General features: G+C 54.1%; 18 protein-coding genes and 1 other annotated feature. Of the genes, 11 read left to right on the top strand and 7 right to left on the bottom strand.

Features of this window, described 5'->3' with window-relative positions:
- The first annotated feature begins 63 nt into the window (after positions 1-63).
- The 8 genes from DW949_RS06240 (at position 64) to DW949_RS06270 (ending at position 5,817) form a co-directional block, all read left to right on the top strand.
- Positions 64-489 carry a GNAT family N-acetyltransferase gene (locus DW949_RS06240; protein ID WP_118022384.1) on the top strand — a complete coding sequence of 142 codons (426 nt, stop codon included), beginning with the start codon at positions 64-66 and terminating at the stop codon, positions 487-489.
- Complete coding sequence (locus tag DW949_RS06245; RefSeq protein ID WP_118022385.1) at positions 486-908, top strand: hypothetical protein; 423 nt, start codon at positions 486-488, stop codon at positions 906-908. Before DW949_RS06240 ends, DW949_RS06245 begins: the two co-directional genes overlap by 4 nt.
- 180 nt (positions 909-1,088) lie before the next feature.
- Positions 1,089-1,766, top strand: a complete 678-nt coding sequence (locus DW949_RS06250; protein WP_118022386.1) for a TVP38/TMEM64 family protein — start codon at positions 1,089-1,091, stop codon at positions 1,764-1,766.
- Positions 1,767-1,948: 182 nt separating this feature from the next.
- On the top strand, positions 1,949-3,427 hold the full coding sequence (locus tag DW949_RS06255) for an aldehyde dehydrogenase family protein (RefSeq protein ID WP_118022387.1): 1,479 nt from the start codon (positions 1,949-1,951) through the stop codon (positions 3,425-3,427).
- A gap of 15 nt (positions 3,428-3,442) precedes the next feature.
- Positions 3,443-3,580 (top strand): hypothetical protein, encoded by a 138-nt coding sequence (locus tag DW949_RS13625; RefSeq protein WP_158570647.1) that lies wholly within the window; start codon positions 3,443-3,445, stop codon positions 3,578-3,580.
- 124 nt (positions 3,581-3,704) lie between these two features.
- Positions 3,705-4,253, top strand: a complete 549-nt coding sequence (locus DW949_RS06260) for a methylated-DNA--[protein]-cysteine S-methyltransferase (protein ID WP_118022388.1) — start codon at positions 3,705-3,707, stop codon at positions 4,251-4,253.
- A 77-nt stretch (positions 4,254-4,330) separates the two neighbouring features.
- Positions 4,331-5,500, top strand: a complete 1,170-nt coding sequence (locus DW949_RS06265; protein WP_118022389.1) for a DNA polymerase IV — start codon at positions 4,331-4,333, stop codon at positions 5,498-5,500.
- Between the two features lie 23 nt (positions 5,501-5,523).
- On the top strand, positions 5,524-5,817 hold the full coding sequence (locus DW949_RS06270; protein ID WP_118022390.1) for a hypothetical protein: 294 nt from the start codon (positions 5,524-5,526) through the stop codon (positions 5,815-5,817).
- A 438-nt stretch (positions 5,818-6,255) separates the two neighbouring features.
- On the opposite strand, the gene nagB is transcribed toward DW949_RS06270, so the two are convergent.
- From nagB to DW949_RS06305, 7 genes are all read right to left on the bottom strand, one after another.
- Positions 6,256-7,011, bottom strand: a complete 756-nt coding sequence (gene nagB / locus DW949_RS06275) for a glucosamine-6-phosphate deaminase (protein ID WP_118022391.1) — start codon at positions 7,009-7,011, stop codon at positions 6,256-6,258.
- A gap of 26 nt (positions 7,012-7,037) precedes the next feature.
- Entirely contained in the window at positions 7,038-7,892 is an 855-nt protein-coding gene (locus DW949_RS06280; protein WP_118022392.1) for a MurR/RpiR family transcriptional regulator, read from the bottom strand.
- Positions 7,893-7,897: 5 nt separating this feature from the next.
- Positions 7,898-8,788, bottom strand: coding sequence for an ROK family protein (locus DW949_RS06285; protein WP_118022393.1), 891 nt, complete (start codon positions 8,786-8,788; stop codon positions 7,898-7,900).
- 9 nt (positions 8,789-8,797) lie between these two features.
- Positions 8,798-9,934, bottom strand: coding sequence for a cyclically-permuted mutarotase family protein (locus DW949_RS06290; protein ID WP_199595779.1), 1,137 nt, complete (start codon positions 9,932-9,934; stop codon positions 8,798-8,800).
- 40 nt (positions 9,935-9,974) lie between these two features.
- Positions 9,975-11,459: a sodium:solute symporter gene (locus DW949_RS06295; protein WP_118022394.1), complete on the bottom strand. Its 1,485-nt coding sequence runs from the start codon at positions 11,457-11,459 to the stop codon at positions 9,975-9,977.
- 100 nt (positions 11,460-11,559) lie between these two features.
- A complete protein-coding gene (locus DW949_RS06300; protein ID WP_118022395.1) occupies positions 11,560-12,441 on the bottom strand; it encodes an N-acetylneuraminate lyase in 882 nt (293 codons plus the stop codon).
- Positions 12,442-12,501: 60 nt separating this feature from the next.
- Positions 12,502-13,167 carry an N-acetylmannosamine-6-phosphate 2-epimerase gene (locus DW949_RS06305; protein WP_118022396.1) on the bottom strand — a complete coding sequence of 222 codons (666 nt, stop codon included), beginning with the start codon at positions 13,165-13,167 and terminating at the stop codon, positions 12,502-12,504.
- Positions 13,168-13,430: 263 nt separating this feature from the next.
- Between DW949_RS06305 and nagA the strand changes: the two genes are divergently transcribed.
- From nagA to DW949_RS06320, 3 genes are all read left to right on the top strand, one after another.
- The gene (gene nagA / locus DW949_RS06310) at positions 13,431-14,597 is read left to right on the top strand and encodes an N-acetylglucosamine-6-phosphate deacetylase (protein ID WP_233539509.1); all 1,167 of its coding nucleotides are present in this window, start codon (positions 13,431-13,433) and stop codon (positions 14,595-14,597) included.
- A complete protein-coding gene (locus DW949_RS06315) occupies positions 14,572-15,765 on the top strand; it encodes a glycoside hydrolase family 3 N-terminal domain-containing protein (RefSeq protein ID WP_118022398.1) in 1,194 nt (397 codons plus the stop codon). Before nagA ends, DW949_RS06315 begins: the two co-directional genes overlap by 26 nt.
- 187 nt (positions 15,766-15,952) lie before the next feature.
- Positions 15,953-17,797, top strand: a complete 1,845-nt coding sequence (locus DW949_RS06320) for an alkaline phosphatase (RefSeq protein ID WP_233539510.1) — start codon at positions 15,953-15,955, stop codon at positions 17,795-17,797.
- A gap of 236 nt (positions 17,798-18,033) precedes the next feature.
- Positions 18,034-18,231 (top strand) — a binding site (T-box leader).
- Positions 18,232-18,246: the final 15 nt, after the last annotated feature.

The raw sequence follows: 18,246 nt of genomic DNA on the forward strand, positions 1-18,246 counted from the left end.
TTGGACTAGGGGTGACCACACCACAAAATCTGGACTAATACCTTTTTTTTAGAAGGGAATATCATGATTCAAATACGTATGCAGCAGGGACTTTCACAAGACGCCCGGATTATCCGGCAGGAGGTATTTGTAGAAGAACAGGGATTTCATCATGAATTTGATGAAACCGATCAGACGGCATGGCATCTGGTGTTATATGAAAATGGGCATGCCGCTGGCTGCTGCCGGCTCTTTTCATCAGACAATCCCGATGTGTATATACTGGGCCGCCTGGCCGTACGGAAATCCTGCCGGGGCCGGCAGTACGGGGAGCGCCTGGTACGGGAAGCAGAGGCATGGCTGCGCGGCCGCCATGTGAAACGGCTGGCTCTGTCGGCACAGGTCCGGGTGCGCCCGTTTTATGAAAAACTGGGATATACCGCATCGGGTGACGAATATCTGGACGAGTATTGTCCTCATATCCACATGGAAAAGGAGTTGACAGAATGAGCCTGATATACTGGATCCCTTTTTTTATCATCGTCATTGGCAATATAGGTTATCACATGGTAGCAAAGGCAACGCCATCGGCAGCCCCGCCTTTCCTGGCCCTCAGTGTCACCTATCTGGTCAGTTTCCTCCTGTGTGCCGCTGCGTACGTGGTGACGGGAACTTCGCTGCGGCAGGATCTGCATACATTGAACTGGGCGAGCGCTGCCTGGGGACTGACGCTGGTGGCTGTCGAATTTGGTTATATCCTGTTATACCGGACTGGCTGGAAAATCAGTACAGCCTCACTCCTGGCCAATGTCAGCGTGGCGCTCCTTTTGGCAGGTATAGGCGTCCTGTTTTATAAAGACGTTCTGCTGCCCCGGCAGATCATCGGCATCATCCTGTGCCTGGCCGGCGTTTTTTTCCTGCGTCCATAAAGAAGGGGGACTCCACTAACCGCCAGCTGCCAGCCACTAACTGCTGTTCTTTCATCAAACATCAAACTGCAAACTATCTTTCCCCGGCCTGCGTGCCATCTATCCTTGCAGACCGGTGCTATTTAGTGTACAATTTTCTGTACAGAATAGTACTAGTAGTCAGAGAAATGAGAAGATAGCATGAATCAGGTACGGGCAGAAAAGGTAATCAAGCCGCTCATGGCGGTCGTCATCACCGGGATTTTTCTCGGGATCTACGTGATGATCCCGGCATTTTACAGTACGTTGTGGCAGCTCATGGTCAGCCGGGATATACAGGGTCTCTCGGCGTATATTGCCTCCTTTGGCAGTGCCGCCGTGCTGCTCATGATCCTGCTCATCGTCCTGACTAATATGACCGGCCTGCCGTCGGTGCAGTTCGTGACTGTCAATGGCATCCTCTTCGGTCTTCTTCCGGGGATCGTCATTTCCTGGATCGGCCAGGTGGCAGGCAATGTGCTGGCCTTTGTCGTCATGCGCTATGTGTTCCGCCGTACGGCCCGCCGTCTCGTGGCGCGGAGCCGCTTCATTGCCCGGCTCAACCGGCACATTACAGCCCGGACAGCCTTCTTCCTGCGGGCCATTCCCTATTCGCCCAATTTTGCCATTACGGCCTTGTGCGCCCTGAGCCGCATCGGCTTTACGGAGCATGGCATAGCGACTATAGCCGGAAAATTTCTGGCTATCTGCATCGAGGTCTGGATGGGATATGGCCTCATCCGTTTTGACTGGCATGACCTGCGGCTGGCCGCTGTCGCTGTCCTGCTCATGATGATTTTCATGGGTTACAAATGGTATGTGTGGAAACATAAAAACTAAATAGATTACATAATTAAGAAAAATAAGTCAATGTGATTTAAATGAATAAACACATTGACTTATTTTTATATGTATGATATTCTTGTTACATAACAAATAATTGTTTTCTAATTAAAATGATTATCATAAAACGTTTAACAGGATATCCCGGCATATTCCTGTTAAGAAAGGAAGTGTTTCTTATGTATACTGTTCCGCACTCCTCGTATGATTTATATATTGGTGGCAAATGGGTCCCTGCCAGCGATGGCGCCCGGTTCACGGCGTATAATCCTGCTGACGGGACGAAGCTGGCAGAGTGTGCCGAAGCGACAAAAGACGATGTCAACATGGCCGTAGCGGCAGCTCATAAAGCGTTCCCGGCATGGAAGATCACATCGCCCCAGAAACGGCAGGATCTGCTCCTTGCCATTGCTGATATCATCGAACAGAATGCCGATATGCTGGCTATGGTGGAAACGCTGGACAACGGCAAGCCCATCAGGGAAACGAAGAATATCGACATCCCCCTGGCAGTCGATCATTTCCGCTATTTTGCCGGCGTCGTCCGCAGTGAAGACGGCCGGGCGACGGTCATCGACGACCATACGCTGAGTCTCGTCATCCACGAGCCGATCGGTGTCGTCGGCCAGATCATCCCCTGGAATTTCCCCTTCCTCATGGCAGCGTGGAAACTGGCTCCGGCCCTGGCGGCAGGCTGCACCATCGTCCTCAAGCCGTCGAGTTCGACGTCCCTGAGCGTCCTCGAACTGATGCATCTCATCGGCGATGTCCTGCCGCCGGGCGTGGTCAACGTCATTACCGGCAAGGGCTCGCGGGCTGGCCAGTATATCCTCGATCATCCCGATATCCAGAAGCTGGCCTTTACGGGATCGACGGAAATCGGCCGCGACGTCTATGATGCGGCTATGAAGAAGCTGATTCCGGCTACGCTGGAACTGGGCGGCAAATCGGCCAATATTTACTTTGACGACTGCGACTGGGATATGGCTATGGATGGGGCCCAGCTGGGCATCCTGTTCAACCAGGGCCAGGTATGCTGCGCCGGATCGCGGATTTTCGTCCAGAAAGGCATTTATGACAAGTTCGTCTCGGATCTGGCTGACCGCTTCCGCCGCATCCGCGTAGGCCTGCCCTGGGAAGAAACGACCCAGATGGGCGCCCAGATAGACGAACGGCAGGTGAAGAAAATCCTCGATTATATCGAAATCGGGAAGCAGGAAGGAGCGCGCCTCGTCTGTGGCGGCAGGAAAGCGGCGGCTCCGGGGCTGGAAAAGGGAAGTTTCGTCGAACCGACTATATTTGCCGATGTCAGGAACGATATGCGCATTGCCCAGGAAGAGATCTTCGGGCCCGTCGTGTGCATCATCCCCTTTACCGATGAAGCAGAAGTCATCGCCATGGCCAACGACAGCGTATACGGACTGGGCGGCGCCGTCTGGACCCGTGATATCAACCGGGCCCTGCGGGTAGCCAAAGCGGTGGAAACGGGCCGTATGTGGGTCAATACGTACAATGCCCTGCCGGCAGGCACGCCCTTTGGCGGCTACAAGCTTTCCGGCATCGGTCGTGAAACGGACAAGACGACCATGCGGCACTATATGCAGACCAAGAACATCTATATCAACCTTGCGGAAACACCGTCGGGATTATATGAGTAACAGGAAAGGAGTATTATGGGCATACGAAATACGATTGTAGCACTATTGTTTGTCTGTCTGGCCTGCACGGCCGTATACGGGTTCATGACCGTAGAACGGCCGGGCGTACAGGCTGCGGCGCAGGCCAGTACCAAAGCGGATAAATCGAAATAACGGCATAGCCGGAACCGGGGCTGTCCCATGAAGTGTCATCTGTCATGGGGCAGCCCTCGTTGTCGTGTCCGCCGTGAAGTATGATATAATATGGGGTATAAAAGGCATGAAGGAGGTATACCTCATGGATTATACGACAGTATACGATTCCCCTTTGGGAACGATTCAGCTGGCAAGCGACGGAACACATCTCATCGGGCTCTGGCTCTGCGGGCAGAAATATGACCGGGCGACTCTTTCAGAGGAGTCCTGCCGGAACGATGACCTGCCCGTTTTTATACAGGTCCGGGACTGGCTGGACCGCTACTTTGCCGGAAAACGGCCGGCACCGTCGGAATTGCCGCTGAACCCCCGGGGCAGCGCCTTCCGCCAGCACGTGTGGCAGCTGCTGTGCCAGGTGCCGTACGGGCAGACGACGACTTACAGTGATCTGGCAGAACGCCTGGGGCAGATGACGGGGAAAAAAGAGAATCCTCACGCCGTCGGTGGCGCCGTAGGGCATAATCCCATTTCCCTGATCATTCCCTGTCACCGCGCCGTCGGTAAGAGCGGCAGTCTGACGGGCTATGCCGGCGGTCTCGATAAAAAAGTCTGGCTTCTGCGCCACGAAGGGGCCGATATGACCCGTCTCTTCCGGCCGGGGCAGAGAAAAAAGGCCGGTTCTGAGAAATAGGGAAATTTTTCACTTTTCCCCTATATTTCTGGAGTGGACTCGTTGTATAATGGTACCAGTAAAGGGAGGGAATGACATTGGCAAGGCGCTGGATTATGCACGTGGATATGGATGCTTTTTATGCCTCTGTCGAACAACGGGACAATCCGGCTCTGCGCGGTCATCCCGTCATCGTCGGGGGACTCGGTGAACGGGGAGTCGTGGCTACGGCCTCGTACGAAGCCCGGCGGTTCGGCGTCCATTCGGCTATGAGCACCCGCCAGGCACGGCGTCTCTGTCCTGACGGTATTTTCCTGCCTGTGCGCATGGCCCATTACCGGCGCATTTCTCATCAGATCCGCCTTATCTTATCTCACTATTCGCCCTTCATCGAACCGCTGGCACTGGATGAAGCCTTCCTGGATGTGTCGGGCATGAATCTCCAGTACCCGGATATCGTCGATATCGGCCGGGCCGTCAAGGAGGACATTCTGCGCATTACGGGCCTTGTGGCATCGGCAGGGATTGCGCCCAACAAGTTCCTGGCTAAATTGGCATCGGATCTGAAAAAGCCCGACGGCTTGATGTGGATTCCCTACGGAAAGGAACAGGAAATCCTGGCGCCCCTTCCCGTATCCCGTCTCTGGGGTGTCGGCCGGGTGACGGCGGGCCAGCTGGAAAAAGCCGGGTTCCATACCATCGGCGATATCATCCACGCCGGGCCTGATGCGCTCATCCCCATTGCCGGCCGGCAGGCACACCGCCTGTATGAGCTGGCCTGCGGCCGTGACAACCGCCAGCTGGAAGTGAGCCGCCGCCCCCAGTCTGTGGGCAACGAGCATACGTATGAACACGACCTGACGAGGGAAGAAGACGTGGACGAGCAGTTCCGCCTCCTGGCCAATGAAGTGGCCTGGCGGCTGCGGCAGAACCATCTCATGGGCCGTACCATTACGATCAAGGTGCGGTTTGCTTCCTTTGAGACGGTGACCCGGTCCCTGACGCTGGAGACCATAGGGACCTGTTCGGAAGAACAGCTCTATTTCGCCGCAAAACGGCTGTATCATAAGAAGGGTAAAAACGGCCCCATACGGCTCCTGGGCCTGTCGGTCAGCCAGCTCCAGCCCTATCAGGTACAGAGTGATTTATTTTCCGATGACGAAGAAACGAAGGCCAAGGTCACGGAAGCCATTGACAAACTGCAGCAGCGCTTTGGCCGCAAGGCGCTCATGAAAGGATTTCTCTGGGAAATGTCCCACGATAAATAGATAACGAGAAGGAGATTTGCTTTATGTCAGTATTTACAGTAGCAGCTCATACAGGTGATAACAATAACGGGTATATCCAGTATGACACGGAAACAAAAAAACTAACAGTCCATCTGAATGATGCAGAAAAAGAAAAGGAAGCCTATGATTTCCTGACTTCGGTCCGTTCATGGCATCGCTATGTCACCCTGTCCCAGTATGAAACGATTACGGCAGCGGCGACGGACAGTCTGGATATTCTGAAGCTGGCCCTGGGATATATATGGCTGCCCCTGGGCGTGCATATCGACTGGAGCCGCCCCGTCGAAGGCGTATAACCGGGACCACGTCCTGCACACGCAAAGAGGCCGTACCTTTCTGTGGATACCCCCACAAAGGTACGGCTTTTTTTGTATGTGCATAAGTAAATAAAAGTTATCCACAAAGTGTACACAGTTATGGTGCATAACTTCTGTTATCCTGTGGATATATCCGGCAGATGCCTGTTTACAGGCACGGATGGCAGTGGATATCTTTTTCTCTTTTTTGGTAAAATTGTGGATAACTCCTGGGGAACATGCGTTCAGCAGGGTTCGAAAAATTGCGATGAATGCGATAACCATGCGGATTTTACATATTTTACAATGGCATATTTTTTTTGTGTACAACCTGTGTGGATTTGTGGATAACCGGATATAGAAAAAGCGGGGTATCCCCACATAGACACGTGTACACGTGCAGGGGAATACCCCGCCCGAAGAGTATAGCACAGAGATTTATCCACAAATTTTATCACAGACCTGATCCGGCAGGAGCGATGCCGCTTCTTTATCCACAATGACCGTTGCGTCGCGGTGCAGCTGGAGGATACTGGCCGGCGCGCTGGGGCTGATGCTGCCGCAGACCGTGTTGTAGATGGCCTCGGCCTTGTTGCGGCCATTGGCCAGGAGTACGACTTTTTTGGCCAGCATGATGGTCTTGATGCCCATGCTGATGGCGTAGCGGGGGACTTCTTCTTCGGTCTGGAAGAAGCGGGAATTGGCCTGGATCGTTTCTTCGTCGAGGCGGACCTTGTGGGTCGTCGCTTCGAATTTGATGTCCGGTTCATTGAAGCCGATGTGGGCATTCTGACCGATGCCGAGGATCTGCAGGTCGATGCCGCCTTTCGCTTCGATGAGGGCGTCATAGCGCTTGCCTTCGGCTACGATATCTTTGGCCATGCCGTCGGGGATATAAATATTTTCCGGCTTTATGTTGATGAAATCGAAGAAATTGTGATGCATGAAGTAGTGATAGCTCTGGGGATTGTCGGGAGCCATGCCGATGTATTCGTCGAGATTGAATGTCGTGACCTGGGAAAAATCGAGGCCGATCATTTCGTGGACGGCAATCAGTTTTTTATACATGGACAGAGGCGTACTGCCCGTGGCCAGACCGAGGACGCTGTCCGGTTTGAGGTATATCTGGCCGGCCACAATCTTGGCGGCTTCTGTACTCATTTCATCATAGGAATTGGTAACGATCACACGCATCGTACGTGCCTCCTTTTATGGTATGCTTAATGGCCGAGACGCAGCAGGTTGACGGCGTCGGCTGTTCGCTGTTTATTCTTGACAGAGGGTTCAGGCCGTTCTTTGACGACCTGTGTATAGATCAGATCGATGATAAATACCTGGGTCAGCTTGGTGACGATGGAACCCGTTTCCAGCATCGTTTCCCGTGTCTTATAGGAAATGCACAGGTCGGCGCAGTCCCGGAGCTCAGACCCCGTACTGGCCGTGATGGCAATCAGGTGGGCGCCGTTCTGCCGGGCCAGACGGGCGGCCTGGACGATTTCTTTCGAGGCGCCGGAATGGCTGATGGCGATGACGACGTCACCGGGATGGATGAGGGCCATGTGCAGCATGATGAGATGGCTGTTGTCCAGTCCCAGGGCATCGATGCCGATACGCTGGAATTTGTAGGCCGAATCGTCGGCGACGAAGCCGGAATTTCCCAGGCCGATGAAATACACGCGGTGCCCGCCGGTCAGCAGGCGGACTGTCTGGGCGATGACCTCTTCATCGAGGTTTTCCACGGTCTGGCGGAGCGTATCTATGCCGATGGACATGAGCTTTTTGGCCGTCGTCATGATGGACTCGTCGGCGGTGATATTGTGGCTGATGATGGTCTTCTGCTGGCTGCGCCGTGACAGTTCTTCGGCCAGGCTGAGCTTGAAATGCTGCAGGCTGCAAAAGCCCATTTTGCGCACGAAACGGGTGATGGTCGATTCGCTGATGCCGCTCTTTCTGGCCAGGCTGGCGATGGGGGTCGTGCAAAACTGGTCGCCGTGGAGGCGGATGTATTCCATGAGGGTACGGTCTGATTTTGATGGTTTGAAGCCGGGATGGTCCAGCTGTTCCAAGATATTCATAGGCGTTACTCCTGAGAAAGTTGCTGACGGAGATGATAGAGGGCGCCCAGCATGCCGGCCCTATTGCCCAGACGGGCAAAGGCGATGCGGGCCGGTTCATACATGGCCGGCGGCAGCTGCCGGGATACGTAACGTTCCAGAAGGGGACGGAATACGCCTTCCTGGGCCATGATGCCGCCACCCAGGATGACGACCTGGGGCTGCAGTACGGTGATGACGTTGCCTATGGCGACGGCTATGTCACGGGACAGGTCGTCAATGGCCCTGAGGGCATCCGTATCGCCTTTGGCGGCCATAGAAAAGACGGCTTTGCCATCGAGTTCGTCCGGGCTGACTCCTTTGGCCGCGGCGACGTCGCGGACCAGACGGGTAGCCGATGCCAGGTCGTGGAGCCGGCCGCCGGGCACGCGCATGTAGGCGATTTCACCGGCACTGCAGCCGGCGCCGTGGATGATATGGCCGTCATAGATGGCACAGCCGCCGATGCTGGTGCCGATGGTCATCATAAAGGCCGACGTACAGCCTTTTCCGGCGCCGAGCCAGAGTTCGCCCAGGGCAGCGCAGTTGACGTCATTTTCTACGGCACAGGGGATGTGGAATTCCCCTTCCAGTATTTCTTTCCATTCCGTTCCCGTATAATCGGGGATGGAATCGGCCAGGGCATAGAATATCCGTCCCTTTTGGGGATCGACCATACCCGCTGTAGAAAGGGCGATGCCCAAAAGCGGCCCTGTTTCCATATACTGGCGGATCAGCTGGCGGACCGTGCGGACGATGCCGGGACCGCCGCCCTGATGGGCATGGGTCGGTGTGCTCTTCGTTTCTATTAGCTGGCCATCGGCAGAAGCCAGTCCGTATTTGATGGCCGTACCGCCAATGTCAATGCAGATATACATGAGTGTCTCCTATTCGTTCATGATGAATCCTTCGTAGATGCGGTTGCTGCGTACGCCGGGCTTGATTTCTCCATTGAGGGAAATGAGCTTGTCTTTCAGGAGCACCAGCCCCTGGCCGCAGGGGGCCGCAAAGGGGATATCGCCGGCAGAGCGCCAGGCATCGCTGCGGACGTTGTAGACGAGGATGCGGCGGTTCCAGTTGAAATCGGTACTTTCCCGGCCAAAGTAAGCCGTTTTGTAGGCGGCAAGTTCTGCGCCTGTAAGATGGGACAGATGGGCGACGGCGTCGTCATAGACGGCTTTGTTGAAACCGCCGATGACCAGCATTTCCTCTTCATTCAGGCCGACGGCCCGGGCCCCCAGGAGGGAGATGCCCTGGCCGTCTATGGCGCAATCGGCCAGTTTGTGCCAGGTGCGGGTCGTCAGGTCGTAGCCGTAGCCGTCGGTATAGGCCGTATCGCTGCCGCCGCTGAAGACGCACAGGGTCTGGCCCAGCAGTTGGGCGACGCTCTGTTCACGGGCCTTTTCGGGGAAATCGGCCAGCCGTTCCAGTGTGCCCGTTTTTAGGTCATAGGCGTAGAAATTACGGCTCAGGCTGCCATCCTGTTTTCCCAGTCCCAGGAAGAGGGTCTGGCCTTTCAGGGCGGCGATGCCATTCTGGAAGGTAAAGGGCAGGGTACCGGCTTTCTGGTAGTGCAGTTTCCCCTGATTGTCGCAGGTGAGAAGGGTGATGGCTCTGGCAGCGTCTGCATCGGGGCTGCCTCCGATGTAATACACGCCGTCAGCCGAGGTGACCGACGCGCCGTAAGCAGCCGGGAAGGGCAGGACCTGATGGTCCGTTTCGATGAGGCCCTTGTCTGTCGCCTTCATGGCGTAGATGTCGGGATAGGTCACTTTGGCGCCGCCTGCAGCAGGACTGCCGTCAGGGAAATTGGCACCGCCACCGGCAATGATATAGCCGTGGCTGGTACCGGCAATCATGCCGGCAACGCCGATATTTTCTTTCTGTCCGAACGCCGGTGACAAGGTGCCGGCAGACTGCCAGCGTATCTGCGGAGAGCCGGTCTGTTCCGGCGCGGCAAAAGACAGGGATGTCGAAAGGGTCAGGGCCAGTGCGGCCGCGGCAATAGCATTTTTTTTCATCATACGATACCTCCTTGGAGATGTCAAATCAGATACGGACTTTCTAATCGGCTGTCGTTCCTTCCGGTGCCGTATAGTCTTTATTCGTCAGGCGGCTGACGATGGTGCCTGCTACCAGCGAGAGGATGATGGTGATTGCCGTATAGGACCAGAACGAGACGGAAGGGACGAAGTATTTCAGATACATGACGACGGCCGTAGAACAGATGAAGCCGACGAATGCGCCTTTGGCATTGGCGCGCTTGCTGAATGCGCCCAGGACGAACATGCCGGCCAGCGAGCCCAGGGCCAGGCCGATGAAGCTGTTGAACCATTCGTAGGCCGAGTGGATGTCGCTGACGGCCATGATCATGGCGACGATGATGGACAGGATGCCGATGCCCAGAGAGACGAGCTTGGCGATGCGCGTCTGTTTCTGGCTGTCCAGGTCCGGGTTGAGGACGGACTGGATATCGAGGACCCAGCTGGTGGCGACGGAATTGATGCCCGTAGACAGGGTGGACTGGGATGCGGCGTAAATAGCGGCCAGGAGGATACCCGTAATGCCGGCCGGCAGTTCATACGTAATATAGGAGGCAAACACCAGGTCCTGACGGCTGGTCATGAGCAGGTCCGGATTCTGCTGATAGAATACGTAGAGGCTCGTACCGACGAGGTAGAAGACGGTGGCGGCAAAAATAGACAGGGCCCCGTTGCCGAGGGTCATTTTATTCAGCTGTTTGATGTCCGTCGTCGTCGTGAACCGCTGTACGATATCCTGACTGGAGACGTAGGAAGCAAAGGTAGCCAGGCCGCCGCCGATGAAGACGATGAAGACGCTCGTCGAAAGGATATCCGGGCTCATCCATACTTCGTTCTGGAACATGAATTTGTGGCCCGTCGTCAGCGTATCCATGATGGTGCCGAAGCCGCCATGGATGTCGCCGATCATGACGACCAGGGTCAGAGCGATACCGAAGATGAGGACCATGCCCTGGATGAAATCGGTGTAGAGGACGGCTTTCAGGCCGCCGGAATAGGAATAAATGATGGCGATGACGCCCATGACGACAATCAGGATATTGACATCGATGCCGGTCAGTTCGGCCAGTGCGATGGACGGCAGGTACATGATGATGGACATGCGGCCCAGCTGGTAGATGATGAACATAGAAGCCCCCAGGATGCGGAGGTTTTTGCTTTCAAAGCGTTTCTGCAGATAGTGGTAGGCCGTGTCGATTTCCAGGTGGCTGTAGATGGGCAGGAAATACTTGATGGTCAGCGGAATGGCGATGAGCATGCCCAACTGGGCCCACCAGAGAATCCACGAGCCTTTATACGAATTGCCCGGCAGGGATAAGAAGGAAATCGGGCTGAGAAGGGTGGCGAAGATGGAGACGCAGGTAACCCACCAGGGGATGGTGCCGTCGCCCTTGAAAAATTCCTTGCCTTTCATTTCTTTCTTGGAAAAATAGAGGCCGGCCAGCAGGACGCCTACCAGATATAAGACTAAAACAACGGTATCGATCCAGGTAAATCCTTCGTGCATAGGTGTGTCCTCCTTTAAATGCAGTCCCGGATACAGAAAAAGCGCCAGAAGTTTCCGGCGCTTATCTGCAATGGAAACGGGAGTGAGTGGAATCAGTGTATCAGAAATATTTCTTATAGATTTCTTTGGCCCGTGCTACCATTTCCGGGGTATATTTCTTCATGGGTTCACGGCAGTAACCGGCATCGACGCCGGCTTCCTGGAGCAGCAGCTTGATCGTGCCGTAGAGGCCGTTGTCGAGGATGTCCGTAATGAGGTCGTTGGTGACATGCTGTACTTCCAGGGCTTCCGTGATTTTCTGTGCCTTGGCCAGTTCGAAGATCTGGCGGCCGCGGCGTCCGTTGATGTTGTACGTGGAGCCGATGGCGCCATCGACGCCGAGGACCGTGGCCGGCAGGAGCATTTCGTCGAACCCGGCATAAATCAGTTTATCCGGGAAGGTCTTGCGGATGCGTTCCAGGAGATAGAAGTCAGCCTGGGTGAATTTGACGCCGACGATTTTCGGATTGGCGAAGAGTTCGCCGAACTGGCTCAGGCTCATATCGACGCCGGTCAGGAAGGGGATGGAGTAAATGATCATGCGGTTATCGACGGCGCCGATGATGGTGTTGTAGTAATTTTTGATTTCGTCGAAGGTAAATTTATAGTAGAACGGCGTGACGGCGCTGATGGCATCGTAGCCTAAATCGGTGACGAATTTTGCCAGTTCCACCGATTCCTTCAGGTTGACCGAGCCGACCTGGGCTATGAGGGTCAGGGCATCTTTGGCTTCGTCTTTGGCGATTTCAAAAATGCGTTTCTTTTCATCCGTAGACAGCATGAAGTTTTCTCCCGTGCTGCCGCCTACATACAGGCCGTCCATGTGGTTGACGTCGATGTTGTAGCGGATAATCTGGCGCAGGCCTTTTTCATTGATATTTCCCTGTTCATCAAAGGAAACGAGCAGTGCGGAAAACAGTCCTTTTAAATCTCTCTGTGACATAATGCATCCTCCTTGGTAGTGCGTGTACTACTTGTGATTTATATGTGATTTATATATGATTTATTTCAATATATCGACGAATTTTTTGGCAATGAGCTGGGGCCGGGTAATGGCCGAGCCGACTATGGCACCAAAGGCGCCACATTCATAAACCCGTCTGAGGTCGTCCGGCGTGTTGATGCGGCCTTCGGCAAAGACCGGGATGGAAAGCTGACCGGCCATGCGGGCGACGAGGCCGTAGTCCGGACCTTCAAAGGACGGCGTGTAGGGCGTGTAGCCGGACATGGTGGTGGATACGCAGTCAAAGCCGATTTTTTCGGCATTCAGGCCTTCGGCGTCGCTAGAAATATCGGCCAGGGCCAGGCGGCCGCCGGCGTGTATCTGATTTACCAGATCGGCGAGTTTTTCGTCACCGGGACGCTTGCGCAGTGTCGCGTCGAGGGCGATGATTTCACAGGTCGTATCGAGCAGTTCGGCGATTTCCTGATGGGTCGGGGTGATATAGATTTCCGAATCGTCAAAATTCCGTTTGATGAGGCCGATGACAGGAAGTCCCGTCACCGTTTTGATTTCCCGGATGTCGCCGGTACTCTGGGCCCGGATGCCGACGGCGCCGGCCTGTTTGGCAGCCAGAGCCATGCGGCCCATGATGAATGAGCTATGAAGCGGTTCATCAGGCAGTGCCTGACACGAAATAATCAGTTTTCCTTTAAATTGTTCCAGCATGTTGTTCCTCCTTGCTATGACAGTCCTATGGTGTCTGCTGAACAGATATTTTATGAAATTTAGTACACCAGAAGTATAGCATTTGTCCATCAAAAACGCAATAATATTTCATATAAAATATTTTAACCATCAATTTATGAAATTTATTTTCTTAAAAGTGAAAAGATGGTACAATAGAGATGACAAGTATGAGCCATATGATATACTGTAAACGGTATGCAGATGACCCATATCTGCCACAGATAATATGCATAGGAGTGAATATGATGAAAGCGATTATAGATGGGATGATCGTCCTGCCCGATGCCATTGTGGGCGGACATATTTTGTTGTACGAAGGGGATAGGATTACCGATATCGTGCCCCGCAAGGGATTTCACCTGGGCCAGTGCACCGACCTCATTGATGCCAATGGCGGATTTGTCGTGCCGGGATTCATCAATGAACACATCCACGGCTGTGCCGGTGCCGATACGATGGATGAAAATGAAGAAGCTCTGGCGACAATCCAGTCGGTGCTGCCGAAGACGGGGGTGACGTCCTTCCTGCCGACGACCATGACCTATGACCGGCCCCGCATCGAACGGGCCCTCAGCCGTATCCGCAGGGCAAAGAAGAACCACGGCGCCCGGATCCTGGGAGCTCATATGGAAGGGCCCTTCATCAGCACGGCTTACAAAGGGGCCCAGAAGGAGTCGAATATAGCTCAGGCCGATTTTTCCTGGATCGAACCGTATGAAGACGTGGTGAAAATCATCACACTGGCGCCGGAAACGCTGAAGGACAAGACGTTCCTGAAAGAGTGCGCCAATCATGACATTATCGTCTCTGTCGGCCACAGCGGCGCTACGTATGAACAGGTCATGGACTGCATGGAAAAGAGTTCCTTTTATCACATAACCCACATGTATAATGCCATGACGCCGCTCCACCACCGCCGGCCGGGCATTGTCGGGGCGGCCCTGCTCGATCCGAAGGCCCACTGTGAGCTCATCTGTGATAATCTCCACGTCCACCCGGCGGCGCAGAAGCTGGTGTACCGCATGAAAGGACGGGACGGCATCATCCTCATCACGGATTCGCTGCGGGCCTGCCTGCTGCCCGATGGGGAATCGGAGCTGGGCGGCCAGAAAGTATTCGTGAAAAACGGAGAAGCCCGGCTGGAAGACGGGACGCTGGCCGGTAGCATTGCCGCCATGAATCAGGTCGTCCTGAATTTCCTGGTAAACAGTGGCGCAACCCTTCCCGAAGCCGTTGCTATGGCGACGGTGAACCCGGCCAGAGACCTGGGCGTCTATGACCGGATCGGCTCTCTGGAAAAAGGGAAACTGGCCGATATAGCCATTCTCGATAGTGAAGATTTCCACGTCAAACAGACACTGATAGGTGGCGAACTGGTATACAATGAAGAACAGGAACAGGCACAGTAAAACCATATATATCCTCGCCGTGCTGGCTGTCCTGGTAGTCATCGGTGCAGGTGTCTTAATCTGGCAGAGCCGTTCCCGGACGGATGGAACGGCAGCGGCGACGGGCCGCACGGGTACGGAGACCGTATCCACTCTGGATGAACAGGCAAGGGAAAAAGTCCGGTCCATGAGCCCGCAGCAGCGGGTAGGCCAGCTCATGATGATCGGCATCCAGGGGACGACCGTCGATCAGGATGCGGCCTATCAGATTGCCCAGTACCATATGGGCAATGTCATCCTCTTTGACCGCAATATGCAATCGACACAGCAGGTAAAAGACCTGAATGCGGCCCTGGCACGGCAGATACGCCGCCAGAGCCAGGATATACCGCCCTTTATTGCCGTCGATCAGGAAGGCGGCTTTGTCCTGCGCATGCGCGATGCTTTTCCCCGCGTGCCCAGTGAACAGCAGCTGGGAGAAAACGGCGACCCCGCAGCGGCCCGGACCTGGGCCGTGACGACGGGGAAAAAGCTGAAAGAGCTGGGGTTCAACCTGAATTTTGCCCCCGTCGTCGATCTCGGATCTGCCTCGGAACGGTCGTACAGCCGTGATCCGGCCGTCGTCACCTCCTTTGCCCGGCAGGCCGTAGAAGGCTATGAAGAGGCGAAAATCTGGTGTGCTCTCAAACACTTTCCCGGCATCGGGAAGGTCCGGACAGATCCCCATCTTGACGGAGACCAGGTTGCGGCCAGCCGGGACGAACTTCTGGCGGCCGATATGAAGCCCTTTGCTGATCTTATCGGTCAGGTGCCCCACGACAAGATGTTCATCATGGTGTCCAACGTCACCTTCCCGGCCCTCGATCCGAAGCTTCCGGCCTGTGTCTCCCAGCCAATCATGACGGGCATATTGCGCCAGCAGTTTGGCTATGGGGGACTTATCCTGTCCGATGACATGGAAATGGGTGCCATGGCCAAACACTATGCCTTTTCCGATATGGGCGTCATGGCCATCCGGGCCGGCGCCAATATAGTCCTCGTCTGCCACGACTACGGCCATGAACAGGAAACCTATGCCGGTCTTTTGAAGGCTTATGAAAATGATGAATCGTTCCGCAAGCTCGTCGATGAAAAAGTGACGCGTATTGTCCGGACCAAACTGGCCGGCGGGGAAGCGGGATATATGTAATGTACCTGCCATGGGGACAGCGGCTTTGTTTTTGTTTTTCCAGGCAGCCGGGATGATAATTGACAGAAATTATACAGAAAAATGACAGAATTTATAACATGGACCTCGTATAATGACCATGCGATACATTAGAAAAAAGCAATGCCAGGTCATGCTGCAAAAGCGCATGAAATCAGGAGGTCATGGTATGAAAAAGACATGGTTAAAACGTGCAATTCTTTCGATGATGGTCTGCGGTTCTGCTTTCGGGATCATTCCCGGTGTGCAGGCGGCAAACGTACGCATTCTGCCCGTAGATAACGCAAAGTTTCTGGCAGGGGCGAAGTTTGATTTTGATGTAGAAGTCAGTCAGGCGAAAAACCTGAAAAACGTGAACATCACCATCAACAATCAGCCGGCAGATAAATTCTTCGGAAAAGATCTGAAGGCGACGAATCTGGACAACGGGGTCATTTCCTACCGCGTGAACAACGTGAATTTCCCCAAAGCCGGCAGCTACACGGTGCAGGCTTCGGCAACGGATGATACGGGCCGCAATGTAAGCAATGCCCGCTATACAGTCGTCCAGGAAAAAGCCCAGAAACAGGCGAAAAACGTCATCCTCTTCGTCGGCGACGGCATGTCCCTTCAGGCCCGCGAAATGGCACGTATCATCTCCAAAGGCATGACCAATGGGAAATATAACGACCTGCTGGCTATGGAAAAGATGCCCCACAACTGTCTGATCACGACCAGCGGCTATGATTCCCTGACGACAGACAGCGCCAACTCGGCATCGGCCTATGCGACAGGTCATAAATCGGTTGTCAACGCCATGGGCGTATATGAAGATTCGACAAAAGATCCCTTTGACGATCCCCGCGTAGAAAACATCAGTGAAATCGTCAAACGGTCCCGCGGCATGTCCGTAGGTATCATTACCCAGGCCGAATCGACGGACGCCACACCGGCTGCCATGGTCGGCCATACGCGCCGCCGGGCCAACCAGGATTACCTGGCTTCGGAATATCTGGAAGATTACCACCGTCCGGATGTCATCATGGGTGGCGGTTCCAGCCGGTATATCCCCCAGAGCGAATCGGGATCCAAGCGTCATGATAACCAGAACGTCATCCAGGAATTCAAAGACAAAGGCTATACCTTCGTCACGACGTCCAAAGAAATGATGGCAGCACCGTCCAATAAACCGCTCCTGGGATTATTCAAGCCGGGGACGATGAATGTCTATATCGACCGGGAAATGCTTAAAAATCCTGAAGTATTAGGGAAATATACGGACCAGCCGAATCTGGTCAACATGACGAAAAAATCTCTCGACATCCTCAGCCAGAATCCGAAAGGCTTCTTTGCCATGATCGAAGGCGCTTCCATCGATAAACAGCTCCATGCCATGGACTGGCAGCGGGCTACGTACGATACGATCGAATTCGATAAGGCCATCGAATACGCCCAGAAATGGAATAAAGAACACGGCGACAACACGCTGATCATCGTCGTGGCAGACCATGCCCACGGTGCATCCATTACCGGTACGTATCATGAACGGGATGGCAAGAAAGGTCTGGCAGCGGTCCGCACCTATGCCGACTCTATCTTCCCGACATTCAAGGATGCCAATCACGACGGATTCCCGGACAACCCCGATCCCGATGTAACGCTGGCTATCCAGTATGCCAACCATCCGGCTTATTATGAAAACTTCCACTTCCAGCAGAAACCGACCCTGCCGACGATTACTGAAAAAGTCACGAAGCAGGAAGCCCAGCAGATCGGTGACAAGACGGAATACCATCAGGTATCGACCGTCGTTGCCAAAGCCAACCCGGCCCGTCATCATGACGGCGACCCCGTCGAACTCGTTCCAGCCAACATTCCCGATACCATCGGCGATGAATGTCATGCAGCCGACGATGTGCCCCTGAATGCAGAAGGCCCCGGTTCGGAATACTTTAACGGCGTCATGGATAATACGGAAGTCTTCTTCGGTATTATGCGTGCCCTGGGCATCGATGCCACAAAAACCGTAAAATAACCGTCTCCTTATATAGATACAATGGAAAAGAAGCTGTCCACGAAGTAGCCTTTCTTCGTGGACAGCTTCTTTTTGGATAAACATACAAAAAGCGTAAAACGATTAACTATAACCTATGAGAATAGAAAATAGGAAACATGATAAACAATCAGAATAATAATCCTTGACAGAGGAAAAAAACGCCTTATAATGTTGCCATGCAAGTCAAACAGACATGCAGACCAATACAACAACCCATATATACGATGAGCGAGAGCAAAAAGTGTGGCGTCTACTTTTTCAGAGAGTCCGTGGCTGGTGTGAACGGATAAAGCCGTCAGGCGAATATATCACTCGTGAGTACTTTTCCTGAAAAGAGTAAGGAAAAGCGGATATCCCGTTATCGATACACCAAAGGATAATGCAGGGTGGTACCGCGTACAAACGCCCCTGTTTCTGCCGGAACCGGC

The organism is Megasphaera sp. AM44-1BH, from assembly GCF_003467125.1.
Classification (GTDB): Bacteria; Bacillota; Negativicutes; order Veillonellales; family Megasphaeraceae; genus Megasphaera.

What these genes read in the sequence shown, in the direction of transcription:
- DW949_RS06240 (WP_118022384.1), top strand. Translation starts at nt 64, where the DNA reads ATGATTCAAATACGTATGCAGCAGGGACTTTCACAAGACGCCCGGATT.
- DW949_RS06245 (WP_118022385.1), top strand. Translation starts at nt 486, where the DNA reads ATGAGCCTGATATACTGGATCCCTTTTTTTATCATCGTCATTGGCAAT.
- DW949_RS06250 (WP_118022386.1), top strand. Translation starts at nt 1,089, where the DNA reads ATGAATCAGGTACGGGCAGAAAAGGTAATCAAGCCGCTCATGGCGGTC.
- DW949_RS06255 (WP_118022387.1), top strand. Translation starts at nt 1,949, where the DNA reads ATGTATACTGTTCCGCACTCCTCGTATGATTTATATATTGGTGGCAAA.
- DW949_RS13625 (WP_158570647.1), top strand. Translation starts at nt 3,443, where the DNA reads ATGGGCATACGAAATACGATTGTAGCACTATTGTTTGTCTGTCTGGCC.
- DW949_RS06260 (WP_118022388.1), top strand. Translation starts at nt 3,705, where the DNA reads ATGGATTATACGACAGTATACGATTCCCCTTTGGGAACGATTCAGCTG.
- DW949_RS06270 (WP_118022390.1), top strand. Translation starts at nt 5,524, where the DNA reads ATGTCAGTATTTACAGTAGCAGCTCATACAGGTGATAACAATAACGGG.
- nagB (WP_118022391.1), bottom strand. Translation starts at nt 7,011, where the DNA reads ATGCGTGTGATCGTTACCAATTCCTATGATGAAATGAGTACAGAAGCC.
- DW949_RS06280 (WP_118022392.1), bottom strand. Translation starts at nt 7,892, where the DNA reads ATGAATATCTTGGAACAGCTGGACCATCCCGGCTTCAAACCATCAAAA.
- DW949_RS06285 (WP_118022393.1), bottom strand. Translation starts at nt 8,788, where the DNA reads ATGTATATCTGCATTGACATTGGCGGTACGGCCATCAAATACGGACTG.
- DW949_RS06290 (WP_199595779.1), bottom strand. Translation starts at nt 9,934, where the DNA reads ATGATGAAAAAAAATGCTATTGCCGCGGCCGCACTGGCCCTGACCCTT.
- DW949_RS06295 (WP_118022394.1), bottom strand. Translation starts at nt 11,459, where the DNA reads ATGCACGAAGGATTTACCTGGATCGATACCGTTGTTTTAGTCTTATAT.
- DW949_RS06300 (WP_118022395.1), bottom strand. Translation starts at nt 12,441, where the DNA reads ATGTCACAGAGAGATTTAAAAGGACTGTTTTCCGCACTGCTCGTTTCC.
- DW949_RS06305 (WP_118022396.1), bottom strand. Translation starts at nt 13,167, where the DNA reads ATGCTGGAACAATTTAAAGGAAAACTGATTATTTCGTGTCAGGCACTG.
- nagA (WP_233539509.1), top strand. Translation starts at nt 13,431, where the DNA reads ATGATGAAAGCGATTATAGATGGGATGATCGTCCTGCCCGATGCCATT.
- DW949_RS06315 (WP_118022398.1), top strand. Translation starts at nt 14,572, where the DNA reads ATGAAGAACAGGAACAGGCACAGTAAAACCATATATATCCTCGCCGTG.
- DW949_RS06320 (WP_233539510.1), top strand. Translation starts at nt 15,953, where the DNA reads ATGAAAAAGACATGGTTAAAACGTGCAATTCTTTCGATGATGGTCTGC.